10 protein-coding genes are annotated in these 12,294 nt (G+C 57.6%); 1 reads left to right on the top strand and 9 read right to left on the bottom strand.

All coding sequences use genetic code 11. The features are described from left to right. Window positions 1–54: 54 nt before the first annotated feature. A complete protein-coding gene (locus ML541_RS17295) occupies window positions 55–1,212 on the bottom strand; it encodes an acyl-CoA dehydrogenase family protein (protein WP_243374838.1) in 1,158 nt (385 codons plus the stop codon). Between the two features lie 597 nt (window positions 1,213–1,809). On the opposite strand from ML541_RS17295, the gene ML541_RS17290 reads away from it, so the two are divergent. Continuing rightward, complete coding sequence (locus ML541_RS17290; RefSeq protein ID WP_243374836.1) at window positions 1,810–2,610, top strand: IclR family transcriptional regulator; 801 nt, start codon at window positions 1,810–1,812, stop codon at window positions 2,608–2,610. A 341-nt stretch (window positions 2,611–2,951) separates the two neighbouring features. Here the strand turns inward: ML541_RS17290 and ML541_RS17285 are convergent, their stop codons facing one another. From ML541_RS17285 to ML541_RS17250, 8 genes are all read right to left on the bottom strand, one after another. Continuing rightward, the gene (locus tag ML541_RS17285) at window positions 2,952–3,518 is read right to left on the bottom strand and encodes a (4Fe-4S)-binding protein (protein ID WP_243374834.1); all 567 of its coding nucleotides are present in this window, start codon (window positions 3,516–3,518) and stop codon (window positions 2,952–2,954) included. An 11-nt stretch (window positions 3,519–3,529) separates the two neighbouring features. Continuing rightward, complete coding sequence (locus ML541_RS17280) at window positions 3,530–5,479, bottom strand: aldehyde ferredoxin oxidoreductase N-terminal domain-containing protein (protein ID WP_243374832.1); 1,950 nt, start codon at window positions 5,477–5,479, stop codon at window positions 3,530–3,532. A 3-nt stretch (window positions 5,480–5,482) separates the two neighbouring features. Next, window positions 5,483–7,039 carry an aldehyde ferredoxin oxidoreductase N-terminal domain-containing protein gene (locus tag ML541_RS17275; RefSeq protein WP_243374831.1) on the bottom strand — a complete coding sequence of 519 codons (1,557 nt, stop codon included), beginning with the start codon at window positions 7,037–7,039 and terminating at the stop codon, window positions 5,483–5,485. Window positions 7,040–7,417: 378 nt separating this feature from the next. Continuing rightward, window positions 7,418–8,224: an IclR family transcriptional regulator gene (locus ML541_RS17270; protein WP_243374829.1), complete on the bottom strand. Its 807-nt coding sequence runs from the start codon at window positions 8,222–8,224 to the stop codon at window positions 7,418–7,420. Window positions 8,225–8,407: 183 nt separating this feature from the next. Then, on the bottom strand, window positions 8,408–9,040 hold the full coding sequence (locus tag ML541_RS17265; protein ID WP_243374827.1) for a 2Fe-2S iron-sulfur cluster-binding protein: 633 nt from the start codon (window positions 9,038–9,040) through the stop codon (window positions 8,408–8,410). 40 nt (window positions 9,041–9,080) lie between these two features. Further along, a complete protein-coding gene (locus ML541_RS17260; protein ID WP_243374825.1) occupies window positions 9,081–10,985 on the bottom strand; it encodes an NADH-ubiquinone oxidoreductase-F iron-sulfur binding region domain-containing protein in 1,905 nt (634 codons plus the stop codon). Window positions 10,986–10,995: 10 nt separating this feature from the next. Continuing rightward, on the bottom strand, window positions 10,996–11,448 hold the full coding sequence (gene nuoE / locus ML541_RS17255) for an NADH-quinone oxidoreductase subunit NuoE (RefSeq protein ID WP_243374823.1): 453 nt from the start codon (window positions 11,446–11,448) through the stop codon (window positions 10,996–10,998). Window positions 11,449–11,495: 47 nt separating this feature from the next. Next, window positions 11,496–12,257 (bottom strand): hydrogenase iron-sulfur subunit, encoded by a 762-nt coding sequence (locus ML541_RS17250; protein WP_243374821.1) that lies wholly within the window; start codon window positions 12,255–12,257, stop codon window positions 11,496–11,498. Window positions 12,258–12,294 lie beyond the last annotated feature (37 nt).

Below are 12,294 nucleotides of genomic sequence, written 5' to 3'. Positions count from 1 at the left end.
TTCAATGGTAATTAAATAGCTGGGTGGAAGACTTCAGCTTACAGCCCGACTTTCTCAGCGGTTGGTCACATCTCCCAAGGCAAAGCCGGCAATGATGGTCTTCTGGATGTTGCTTGTCCCCTCCACTGTCCGCAGGGACATGGAATCGCGCAGCCAGCGCTCAGCTGGATATTCGGTGGAGAAGCCGTAGCTGCCGAAAATCTTCATCGTCTCGGTGGCCGCATGCACCGCTGCCTCGGAGGCGAAAAGCTTGGCCATGGAGGTCTGATACTGGTTGGGGAGTCCCTGGTCCTTGAGCCAGGCGGCCTGGTAGACGAGGAGCTTCGCCGCTTCATGCTCGGCGACCATCTCGGCGATGGAAGCCTGGATCATCTGGTAGGAGCCGATCTTCTTGCCGAACTGGGTCCGCTCGTTGGCGTAGCCGATGGCGGCCTCAATGGCGCCCCCGCCGATGCCGAGCGCTCCGGCAGCGCAGCTGATACGGGTGTTGTTCAACTGGAACATGCAGATCTGGAAGCCCTGGCCCACTTCGCCCAAGACCGAGTCCTTGGGAATCTTCGCCTGGTTGAAGGAGATTTCGCCGGTGGGGGCGCAGTGGAGACCCACCTTGGTCTCGATCGCCGCGGTAATAATCCCGTCGTTCCCTTTCAGGTTGACGATGAAGCAGGTCATACCCTTGTATTTGGCGCTCTTGTCGGTCATGGCGTAGACCAGGCCGTAATCACCCACGTGGGCATTGGAGATCCACATCTTCTGGCCGTTCAGCTCCCAGTGGTCGCCGCGGTCGGTGGCAGTGGTCCCCATGCTGACGACGTCGGAGCCGGAATTGGGTTCGGTGATGGCAAAAAAGCCGAAGTATTCGCCGCTCACCCACTTGGGTATGAAGCGCTCCTTCTGCTCCTTGGTGCCGAACTTGTTGACGGTGATGGCCGGGCCGATGTTCTGCATGTTGAGCGGCAGGCGGGATGAACCGCTGACCATGGCGAGCTGCTCAGCAATAATGACCGATTCCAGGAATCCGCAGCCGTTACCGCCGTATTCCTCGGGGAGCGCGCAGCCGAAAAAGCCGAGATCGGCCATCTTCTTCACCAGTTCAGGGCGAAAGGTGTGGTTTGCCTCATCTTCCTTGAGTGTGGGCAAGATTTCCTTCTGGGCAAAATCCCGCGCCATGTCCTGCATCATCTTCTGCTCATCCGTAAGTCCGAATCTCATGGTGATCTCCTTGCCTATGGTTAGTTACCGGTTATGAACCTGGACCACATGGCCATCCTGCCTGCCCATGTGGTAATTTTAAAACGTAATCTCAGTTTTACCTTTTGGTAAATAAGTACCGCAATGCTTATTTTTTGTCAAGCGCTATTACCGAAACAGGTTAATTGCGCATTTTGTCTAGTGTAAATGGCGATGAACGATTGCGTCCAACGCCCTGTCTCGTACAAACTTATGTTTTACTGAAATATTTTTCAGCCCATTATCTTGCATTTTTCAGCAAGGTGCTCTATTCTCGATTTAAATTCCACTATGCAGAACATTTGTTCTGAAATTTATGATATTCGAAAAAATATAAATTGCAAGTAAAATTTTTACACCAGCTTTGTATTTATCAAACGTTCAAAATTTTCCCCTAAACTGCCAGTCATACGCCATCGAGCAGTCAGCGTGTGGCAGTTTCACCAGCAAGATCAATTCCATAATGCGGAATTTTTTTACCATTTTACAGGAATTACAGTTGACACCATCCCCCCATTGTGCAACCCTATGAACCGAGGATCTCGGCACAAACATCTGCAAGCAAGGGAGACAATCGGCATGACCATGGACCGGAAAACCAACAGGGAGCCGGCGGAGGCGCGCAAGTTTGTGGAAGCGCTGGCGCGAGGGCTTGAGGTGCTGAGTTGCTTTCACCCCAGTGACCGCTATTTGGGAAACCAGGATATTGCCAAGAGAACGAAGCTCCCCAAATCGACCGTTTCGCGGCTGACCTACACCCTCTCGGAGTTGGGCTACCTCAATTACTCCCAAACCACCAACAAATACTCCCTGGGCAATGCGGTCATTGCCCTCGGCTACGCAAAACTGGGGCAGATGGACATCCGCCGTATTTCCCGCCCCCTGATGCAGGCCCTGGCCGAGCACACCCAGGCCTCGGTCAATCTGGGCATCCGCGATCACCTGAATCTCATCTACATCGATACCTATCGCAACACCGCCACCCTCACGGTGCAACTGGATGTGGGCTCGCAAATTCCCATCGCCACCACATCCATGGGCAGGGCCTACCTCTGCGTAATGCCCGAGGATGAGCGGAATGAGCTCATGGCGCAGATCAAGGCCAACGACGAGCAGAACTGGCCGACAGTAAAGGCAGGCTTCGACCAGGCAATGGCTGAGTATCGGCAGTTCGGCTACTGTACGAGCCTCGGCAACTGGCGCACCGAAGTGCATGCCGTTGCCGTCCCGCTGGTCCTCGATGACGGCACCATCATGGGCTTCAGCTGCAGTGGTGCATCATTCCAGCTGTCGCGGCAGCTGATCGAAAACGATATTGGCCCGCGGCTCATCAACCTGGTCGGCAACGTACGCACCGCCCTCACTTTTGCCAAGAGTTGAACCCTTTAATGGTGAAAAAGCTCATCCGGAAATCCCAGCGAAGTAAAGGCAGTCGCGACATCGTCCATTCGCTCTGTCGCCACAGCTGCGGACCTAGCGGTGCCGCCCGTGCAATGGCGCACGATGCTTTAAGTGGTTGATTGCCTTCGTTCCACATTCGGCGGGTGTCCGCTCGCCGCTGTAGCTCGTCGCTCTCTCCCGATGCCACGACTGCCTTCCCTGGACATGGTCCGACGAATCAAAAACAGGATGAACAAAAAAGGCAGCTCAGACTGAAATTCCAGTCCAAGCTGCCTCTGAAAAAAACACCGAAAAGTCCCTAGCCTCTGGCCTCCCAATTCTTAACGTTTTTCTCCCATCAGCTGATCGAAGGCATCGGCCACCTTGTCCTTGCCAAAGCGGGTCACCAGGCATTCCAAGCCGATCTCCATCTCCCCTCTTCTAACCGACTCTTCTGCCACATCCTCTTCCCACGAGGCATAGGTCAGGGCACCACAGCGGCAGACCTGAACGCACATGGGCTCGGCAAGGGTCGGATCGTCCTCGCACATGTCGCACTTGAGAGGCAAACCCGAGTCAGGCTCCCTGAAGAGATCCCTGGCCGGGCAGGAAACGCTGCAGAAGCTGCACTGGGTATATTCCTTGCCGTTGATGGTATAGGTGTTGCGGCCGCTGCACTCGGCCTGGGTATAGTCACCGGCGCGGATCGGCACATAGACGTCGCTCAACAGATCCATCACCACCCTGACCCGGGAGCGTTCCGGATTGATGCTGCTGTATTTCGGTTTGGCGTGAAATCCTGAGCAGGCCACTTCGCAGGCCCGGCAACCGATGCATTTGTCCAGATTCACCCTTATCTCTTTTACTGTTCTCTTTTTCAGCTGATTGCTCACGGCCACCACCTCCATCGTTATTCCTGCTATCTCGATTCACCGGCTTTCCGGACCGGAACGCTGTCGCAGTCCGGCAAGATTCCCCTGTTCACGAAGTCATCGCTGACGTAACCCAATCCCAAACCGTCCAATGTCTCTTTGGTGGGGATGCCGTCCCTGGTCCACCCCTTGAACTCGTAGTAGGCATCCAGATGCTTCTGCTCCATCTCGTGGTCGCGGATCTTCCAGTGGTCCTCCGGCGGCTTTTCTTCGGCCCTTCTCAGCCCGCGCCGGATATTCAGGGCCCTCACCAGCTGCCGGTTCCTGCGTGAAATCTCCATGAGCCGGTCTGAATCCAGCTCCATTCCGGTAGCCAGAGAGATGATCTCCGGCAGGTTAAAGAGATGGTAGGGGGGCGAGCCGCCAAACTGGCCCCTGAAGGAGGAGAGCCAGGCGCAGGTGCCGATGGCATCATCCACATAATGCATGGACTCGTTCCAGTCGCAGACGTTGACCGCCGCCTCGATGGGCATATGCTCCTTCGGCTCCCATTCCAGAAACCACTTCTTGAAACGTTCAGGGGCTGCATTCCAGCTTTCGACGAATTTCTGCCGTTTCTCCCGGTCGGCAATGGGAGCTTGGGGAAAGGAGCCCTCGATCTGGGTGATGTTCATCTTTTCACCGGTGCAGTACATGAGAAAGAAGGGGTAATTGATCACCCCCAGCTTGAGAGGCACCTGCTCGACCTTCTTCGTCGTGTTGTGGTCGAAGGCCTCGGCACCGTTGCCGATTTCCGCGGCGGCCCGCGAAACCCCGTTGGCCAGCACGTCGCCGATGCCTTCGCGGCGAACGACCTTCTCCAGGAGATAAAAGAACCTGCCTGCGCCGTCGGCCGGAAAATCGGGAAGCTCCTTATCGGTGAGAATACCCGCCTCGTACAATTCCACGGCAAAGGCCAGGACTTGGGGGGTGGAGAAGCCATCCAGCCCATAGGCGCTGGTTAATCCCAGGATGTCGTAGTTGAAGTCGATCTCCTCGAAGGCTGCCATGCAGTAAGTGAGCTTATTGAAGCATTTGAGGAAATAGGGATGGCGCCCGGGATAGGAAATGGTGTAGTGGCAGTCCTTGGGGCAGTTGTAGCAGCCCGAATCCCGGGTCCGGACCTCCTTCCACTGGGCCACCCACCTCTCCTCCCGCTCTTTGCTCCAGTATCCCTTGCGCCTCGTCCTGGCATTGCCCCAGGCGAAGTTGTCCACGTGGAAACTTTCGTTGTGGTCGTGGGCCATGGGATCGCCGCAGTTCTTGTTATCATGGATCTCCTGGTACTTATTGCGGCAAAGCTCCCACAGCTTGGCAGGGCTGGCGATGTTCAGGTCCTTGGTGCCGCGCACGGCTATGGCCTTGAGCCGCTTGGCCCCCATGACCGCGCCAACTCCGTGGCGAGAGGCGGAAGAATTGGCATGCTCGATGGTCGCCTGGAAGACCCGGTTCTCTCCTGCCAGTCCGATGGCCGCCACCTGGATGCGCGGGTCCTTCAGCTCCTCTCGCAGAAGCGTCGCCGTTTCCTGACATCCTTTCCCCGCCAGATGGCTTGCATCCCGTATCTCCACTTTGTCGTTGTGTATATAGAGATAAACGAGACCAGGGGACTCGCCACCGATGACGATCTTGTCATAGCCGGCATGCTTCAGCTCCGGTCCGAACCATCCCCCCATCAGTGAATTGACATAGAGGTTGGTCAGGGGAGAAAAAGTGCTCACCGAGGTGCGGTTGGCCCCGGGAACCGGGGTGCCGTGGAGCAGACCGGCACTGAAGATGAGGAAGTTTTCCGGTGTCAGGGGGTCCGTTTCCGGCGGCACCCGCTCCCAGAGTATCTTCGCCGCCGTCCCCTGCCCCCCCAGATGAAGCTCGGTCAGTCGAGGGTCGGACTGCACCCGCTTGACGGTCCCCCGGGTCAGGTCCACTTCCAGATTGTATCCGGTCTCTGCGTACCTCATGTGTTACCTCGCTTCCTTTGATCGTTTCCGCTCATCCCTCTCGGCGTCCATCTCCCGTATCAACTGCCTGTTCCGGCGACATATCTCCAGCAGGCCTTCACTGTCCAGCTCCTGGCCGGAAGCGAGCGAAGCGAGCCGGGAGAGGTTCTGCAGATGGTAGGGAGGATTGCAGTCCAACCGGGCACGGGCAGACGACAGCAGGGAGCAGATCCCGAGGATATCGTCGGCATGGGCAGGGGATGCATCAGTAGTCTGCACATCGTTTACGACCGGCAGATGTTTTCCCGCCCCTTTGCCGATTCGTGCTACAGCGGCACCAATGCCGTCTGCCAAAAGCTCGCCGATTCCCCGGCGCTGCGAGACTTTCTCCACCAGGTAGAGAAATCGTCCGACACCCTCGGCGGGATAGTCGGGAAGATCATTGCCGGTGAGGATACCGGCTTCGATCAGTTTTTCGACACCGGCATATAGTTCGACCATGGCAGCCTCGTCAAGACCATGCTCCTGAAGGGCAAAGAGGACCTCGTAATTGAGGGGCAGCTCGTCATGGGCTGCCATTGCAGAGGCAAGCCTGGCATACGACTTCAGGTAATACCGGCGCCCACCCGGCAGAGTGACCGCCCGATGGCAATCCCGCGGACAGTTGTAACAGCCGGTGCCTCGTACGAGCTCGCTCTGTTCAACGATGATCTCCCGCACTTCCTCAAGCTCCTGGCTGTAGTTTTCCCACTGGTAGCTGATCTCCTCCCGTTCCACGCGCACCTGCCAGTCTGCGTCACTTTCCCTGAACCCCTTGACCCGGCCCGACTCCAATGGGGCCGTTTGCCAGGCCGCGTCACGCTCGTCCAGGAAGAGGTCACCACAGGAAGGATGGTCGTAAATCTCGCCATAGAGGGGATTACATAAGGCAAAGAGCTCGGCGGGGCGCGCAATGGAAATGTCCCTGGTGCCGCGGACGGCAATGGCCTTCAGCCCCTTGTCCCCCATGATCTTCCCCACTCCCTGAGAGGCGCTGCTGTTGGCGTGGCCGATGCTCGCCTGGGCAACGCCGTTTTCCCCCGCCGGACCGATGGCCGCCACCTGCACTTTACTATCTTTCTGCTCACGCTGGATGAGGGCCGCGGTTTCCAGGGGACTTTTCCCCTGCAGATGGGCCGCATCGCGAATTTCCACCCGGTCGTCGTGAATCAGCAGATAGACGAGGTTTTCGGACCTGCCACGGACGATGATCCGGTCATAACCGGCATGCTTCAGTTCCGGGGCGAAAAAGCCCTCGAAATTGGCGCTCACGTGGCGGCTGGACAGGGGATCAATGCTGCTGACGCAGGTCCGACTGGCGCCGGGAACCGGGGTGGCGGCCAGCAGACCGGCACTGAAGATTAGCAGGTTTTTCCGGGAAGAGGGTTCAACCTCAGGAGGGACCCGTTCCCTGAGAATGGCAGCGGCTATGCCGTCCCCGCCCAAATAAAGATCCCGCTGCCTCGGACCCGTTGCCGACTTCTCGATATTGCCGCTGGTAAGATCCACCTCCAGCTCAAAGCCCGTTTCCGCATATCCCATACGCTACTCCCTCTGCCATTCCTTTTGCGTAACTTGGTACCAAAATACCTTATTGCTCCCAAAAAAATTCGCTACCTGTTGCTGTCTGGCGAAATATAACAATGATTCGAACCACTGTGGTGCCCTTTTACCTTTACCTGAATTACCTTAAATTTCATTCTATGAAACGTTATTTTATTTTTTAAATTTATTATCCACTATGGGTGATTCTTGTCAATAAAAATTTTGGCCCTTCTAAAATCCGGGAAGTGTGTACTGGAAATAAAAATTGTCTTTCAGCAGGCGTTGCAAGAAAGGGGTTCACAGCTGAAGATGTCAGTTCAGTAGGGAATGGGATGTGCGGCAAGAAGAATGGGAACTACGGCGGAGTGAGCCTGATCAGGCCCGGTAGCCCAGATCGGAAGAAATTGCCCCGGCACAGGCGGTGACCCGGGCGATAGTTTCGGTTATGCGTTCATCGTTCAGTTCTGCCATGGGAAGGGCGGCACCGACGGCGGCAACGGCCTCGCCTGCAGCATTGCGGACCGGGGCGGCAACGCCCCAGACGCCGTTGATGGCTTCCTCCAATTCCAGGGCATAGCCGAGCCGGCGGATCTCGGCAAGGCGGCTTAAAAACCGGGCCCGGTCGGTAAGTGATTTTTCCGTGTACGGGGAAAGGGGAAATTCATCCAGAAGACGTTCGGCCTCGGCGGAATCGAGGCAGGCCATGAGGGTCATGCCGAGCATGCCATAGTTGGCCGGGTCCCGCCGCCAGCCGATATCGTTGGCCAGGCGTACCGGCCCCCGCCCTTCATTCCGGTCCAGGTAGACAAGGTGATCTTCCTGTAGCGCTCCGAGAAGGACCGTCGCCTGGGTGGCGTTGCGCAGGGCGATGAGGTGCGGTCGGGCGATGGCACCGAGACCGACCGATCCATGCACCGTGGAGGCAAGGGTGAGAAATATGGATCCAAGCCGGTAGCGGCCGTCGTTCTTGTCCAGGAGGACGAATTTTCTGCTCTGCAGGGTGGAGAGGATGCGAAAAACGGTCGGCTTGGAAAGCCGGGTCAGTTTGGTGAGTTCGTCGAGGGAGAGCCTGCGGCGCTCGGCGGCAAAGACCTCCAGGACCGATAGTGCCCGTTCAACGGCACGGACATTATATTTATCGTTTTCCCTGGCCGGTTTAACGGTGTCTTCGTTTGCGCTCATCGGTGCACCCTCGCTTTATCCATAGTTGCCGCGGCTTTTGGATCGGGTGGCCGAGCTGCAGCGACGGACCTCGACGAAAAAAGGCCTTGAAAGAGATACCACATCATGTGGCTCCTTTCAAGGCCGGACCGGTACCGTGCCGGGTAAAGAATTTGCTGCTGCGACCGCCTGTCTCGGGTCGACCTATTTTTTATGCCCGCTGCAGGAACAGCCACAACCACCAGCCTCTTCCGGAGGGCTCATCAGTGACTCGGCCAGTACATAGGCCGCCTGCAGTGCCGAGGTGGGACATAACGGAAAGCATTCCTTGCAGTCCCAGCATTCCTTGCCGGCGATCTCCGGAAAGAAGCTGATCTCCCGGTTGGAACCCCGGTCCACGAAGCCGACGGCATGCTTTTTCTTGATCTCGGCGCAGTACCTGACGCAGAGGCCGCAGTGGATGCAGAAGGAGGGATGCTTGTCGAAACGGTCCTTGTCGGCTCCATACTCCTCGGCCAGGACCTTCAACTGCTCCGAGTCGGGGGCGTGGGCCAGCATCTCCTCTACCAGCACCTTGCGGACCTTGTCCACCTTTTCCGACCGGGTCCTGACCACCAGGTCTTTCTCCACCGGGTAGATACAGCCGGCAACCAGTTTCGGCCAGCCGCGGACTTCCACCTCCACGGTGCAGATGCGGCAGCCGCCGTATGGTTCGAGCTTTTCATGGTGGCAGAGGGTCGGGATGGTGATGCCGACACTTTTGGCCGCATCGACCAGGGTCATGCCTTCACTGGCAACTACGTCTTTTCCATCGATCTGTAAGTGGATTTCGCTCATGTTGGTTCTCTCTTATGCCGGAAGTCTCGGTTTTGCCGACTCACAGGGCTCTTTTTTCTTCAGGAACGGGGGGCGGAACCGGTTCGCCGGAGATCTTCCCCACCGCACCGAACTGTTTCGGGCAGACATCGAAGCAGGTGCCGCACTTGGTGCATTTTTCCTGGTCGATGACATGGATCCGCTTCTTGCCCCCTTCGATGGCCTCGGCGGGGCATTGTTTGAAACAGGTGCCACACGCCTTGCACTTGGCCGGATCGATATGGAAAGCGATCATTTCCTTGCAGGCTAGCGCCGGGCATCTTTGCTGCCTGATATGGGCCTCGTATTCGTCCCGGAAATAACGGATCGTGCTCAGGACCGGGTTGGGTGCACTCTTGCCCAGGGCGCAGAGTGCTGCCCCCATGGATTCCGCCAGTTCCTCCAATAGTTCAATATCCCCTTCCTTGCCCTTGCCGGTGGTGATGTTGGTCAGGACCCGGAGCATCTGCCTGATCCCCTCCCGGCACGGGGTGCACTTGCCGCACGATTCGTCCTTGAGGAAGTCGATGAAGTAGCGGGCGATGTCCACCATGCAGGTGTCTTCATCCATGACGATCATCCCCCCCGAGCCCATCATGGAGCCGGCCTTGGTCAGCTGGTCGAAATCGACCACCAGGTCCAGCTGGGCCTCGGGAATGCAGCCCCCTGACGGCCCCCCGGTCTGCACCGCCTTAAACTTCTTGCCTCCGGGAATGCCGCCGCCGATCTTCTCGATGATCTCCCGGAGGGTAACCCCCATGGGGACCTCGACGAGCCCGGTATTGCTGATCTTACCCACCAGGGAGAAGATCTTCGTCCCCTTGCTCCCCTCGGTACCGTACTGGGTGAACCAGTCGGCCCCCTTGTTGATGATCTGCGGGACGTTTGCCCAGGTTTCCACGTTGTTGAGAACGCTCGGATGGTCCCAGACCCCCTTGACGGCGGTATGGATGTATTTGGGGCGCGGTTCGCCCGCCCTCCCCTCCAGGGCGGTCATCAGTGCACTGGATTCGCCGCAGACGAAGGCGCCCGCCCCCATGTGGACCTTGACGGTGAAGTCGAAGCCGGAGCCAAGGATATCCTTGCCGACCAGGCCGCGCTCCGCCGCCTGCCTGATGGCCAGGTTGATGTTGACGACCGCCAGCGGGTACTCCTGGCGGACATAGATGAATCCTTCGTGGGCACCGACCGCATAGGCACCGATGATGAGCCCCTCCAGGATGGAGTGGGGATTCCCCTCGATGAGCGCCCGGTCCATGAATGCCCCCGGGTCACCCTCGTCGGCATTGACGATGACATACTTGATCGGGTCGGGCGCATTGCGGGATTCCTCCCATTTGCGCCAGGCGGGGAAACCTCCCCCACCACGGCCGCGCAGGTTCGATTTCTTGATCTCCCCCATGACATCCTCAGGCTTCATCTGGAAGAGGACCTTGGAGAGCGCCGAGTAGCCGCCGATGGCCAGGTAGTCGTCGATGCTCTTGGAATCGAGCCGGATGTTCTCACTAAGGATGTTGCGCTGCTGATTCTTGTAAAAGGGAATCTCCGATTCCCGGGTGACCTTCTCCCCCGTTGCCGGGTTCACATAGAGCAGGCGCTCCACCACCTTCTTCTCTTTGATGGTGTGGGAGACGATCTCCGGAACGTCAGCCGGCTTCACCTGCAGATAGCAGATTTCCCCCGGGTAGATCATGACGATGGGACCCCGCTCGCAAAAGCCCGGGCAGCCCGTTCCCCTGGTGTTCACTTCAGTCGTCAGGCCATGGAATTCCAGCTCCGTCTTGAAGGCGGCAATGACCTCGGCCGCCCCGGAAGCAAGACACCCGGCACCGGCGCAGACGGAGATACAGGGCTTGGAGGGGTCGATTTTAGCGACGATTTCTTTCCTCGCGCATTCCAATTTTTCTGGTGAGCTCAACCTTGTCATAGTTTGACCCTTAATCGCAGTTATTCAACACCGATGCAATCTGGGACGGGGCGATGTTGCCGTGGTGCTTGCCGTCCACCTCCATGACTGGTCCAAGGGCGCAGCAGCCGAGGCAGTTGACCGTCTCCAGACTAAACTTCAGGTCGGCGTCCGTTTCCCCCGGTTTGATGCCCGTCGCATCCTGAACCGCATCCAAAACCCGCTGGGCGCCGCGCACATGGCAGGCTGTCCCCATGCAGACATGGACCTCGTGACGCCCCTTGGGCACCAGGCTGAAGGCCTTGTAAAAGGTGGCAATATGCTGGATGCGGCTCAGGGGGACCTGCAGCTTTTCGGCAACCCTGTTGAGCGCCTCCTTGGGCAGCCAGTGATGTTCGCTCTGAATGTCCAGGAGAATCTGGATCAGGGAACTCTCTTCGCTGTCATGCTTCTCGATGATCTCGTCTATTCTTTTGATGTCCATGGTCGCATCCCTTTTCTTATTCCTGCTGTTGAACCACAATCAGCTTTTTAAGGCAGGGCATACCGCTTCAGCCCTTCGTCGAACCTGATCAGTCCATGCATGGTGGAGCTCTTCAGATGCCGCGATACTTCGGAGGCATTGAGTCCGAGACTCTCTGCTATCTCGCCGGTGGAAAGGGGCTTCTCCCGCAAGAGTAGGGTGATCTGGCTCACCATCAGCTTGTTCACCACCAGGTCGTCGAAGAGCTTCTTTACTTCGGGGCCGGCAAAGAACTCGCTATAAGCATCCTCGGTATCGAAGCGCATTCTCAACCGTTCCCGCTCCACCAGTTTCAGGTACGGCACCAGCTTCGTCACCGCTTCCAGCCTGATCTTCAGGGAATGCTCCTCGATCCCTTCCCCTTTGCCCAGCGGCCCCAGCTCCTTGAGCCTTTTGCCAAAGTCGTTCATCACCTCGGCGTAGCGCATCCCCTCGGAGGCAGAGATCCATTCGAGCCGCAGCCGATCGGGATTGATGCCGATCTGCTCCAGGACCTTCTTGGCGATGTGGACGTTCTTCAGCACATCCAGGTTTCCTTCGGTCACATAGTGGCATTCACCAGGCCAGCAGCCGCCGATGAACACCCCGTCAGCCCCCTTCGCGAATGCCCGGGCTATGAACGCCAGGTCCACCCTGCCGGTGCACATGATACGGATAATCTTTGTTTCGGTTGTATATTGCAGTCTGGAAACTCCAGCCAGGTCGGCAGCGCCGTACGCTCACCATGTACACAGGAAGCCGACAACCCGTGGTTTATCTTCGGTAGCCATTGTTTCCTCCTTTCAGGCGGTTACGCCTTGTCATTGA

It is taken from the genome of Geotalea sp. SG265 (assembly GCF_022808985.1).
Lineage (GTDB): Bacteria > Desulfobacterota > Desulfuromonadia > Geobacterales > Geobacteraceae > Geotalea.
Note: the sequence above shows the minus strand (reverse complement) of the source record. Positions and strands in the feature narration are given on the sequence as shown.

Bases quoted from the DNA above. Each gene is read 5' to 3' on its own strand.
- ML541_RS17295 (WP_243374838.1), bottom strand. From the start codon at position 1,212: ATGAGATTCGGACTTACGGATGAGCAGAAGATGATGCAGGACATGGCG.
- ML541_RS17290 (WP_243374836.1), top strand. From the start codon at position 1,810: ATGACCATGGACCGGAAAACCAACAGGGAGCCGGCGGAGGCGCGCAAG.
- ML541_RS17285 (WP_243374834.1), bottom strand. From the start codon at position 3,518: ATGGAGGTGGTGGCCGTGAGCAATCAGCTGAAAAAGAGAACAGTAAAA.
- ML541_RS17280 (WP_243374832.1), bottom strand. From the start codon at position 5,479: ATGAGGTACGCAGAGACCGGATACAATCTGGAAGTGGACCTGACCCGG.
- ML541_RS17275 (WP_243374831.1), bottom strand. From the start codon at position 7,039: ATGGGATATGCGGAAACGGGCTTTGAGCTGGAGGTGGATCTTACCAGC.
- ML541_RS17270 (WP_243374829.1), bottom strand. From the start codon at position 8,224: ATGAGCGCAAACGAAGACACCGTTAAACCGGCCAGGGAAAACGATAAA.
- ML541_RS17265 (WP_243374827.1), bottom strand. From the start codon at position 9,040: ATGAGCGAAATCCACTTACAGATCGATGGAAAAGACGTAGTTGCCAGT.
- ML541_RS17260 (WP_243374825.1), bottom strand. From the start codon at position 10,985: ATGACAAGGTTGAGCTCACCAGAAAAATTGGAATGCGCGAGGAAAGAA.
- nuoE (WP_243374823.1), bottom strand. From the start codon at position 11,448: ATGGACATCAAAAGAATAGACGAGATCATCGAGAAGCATGACAGCGAA.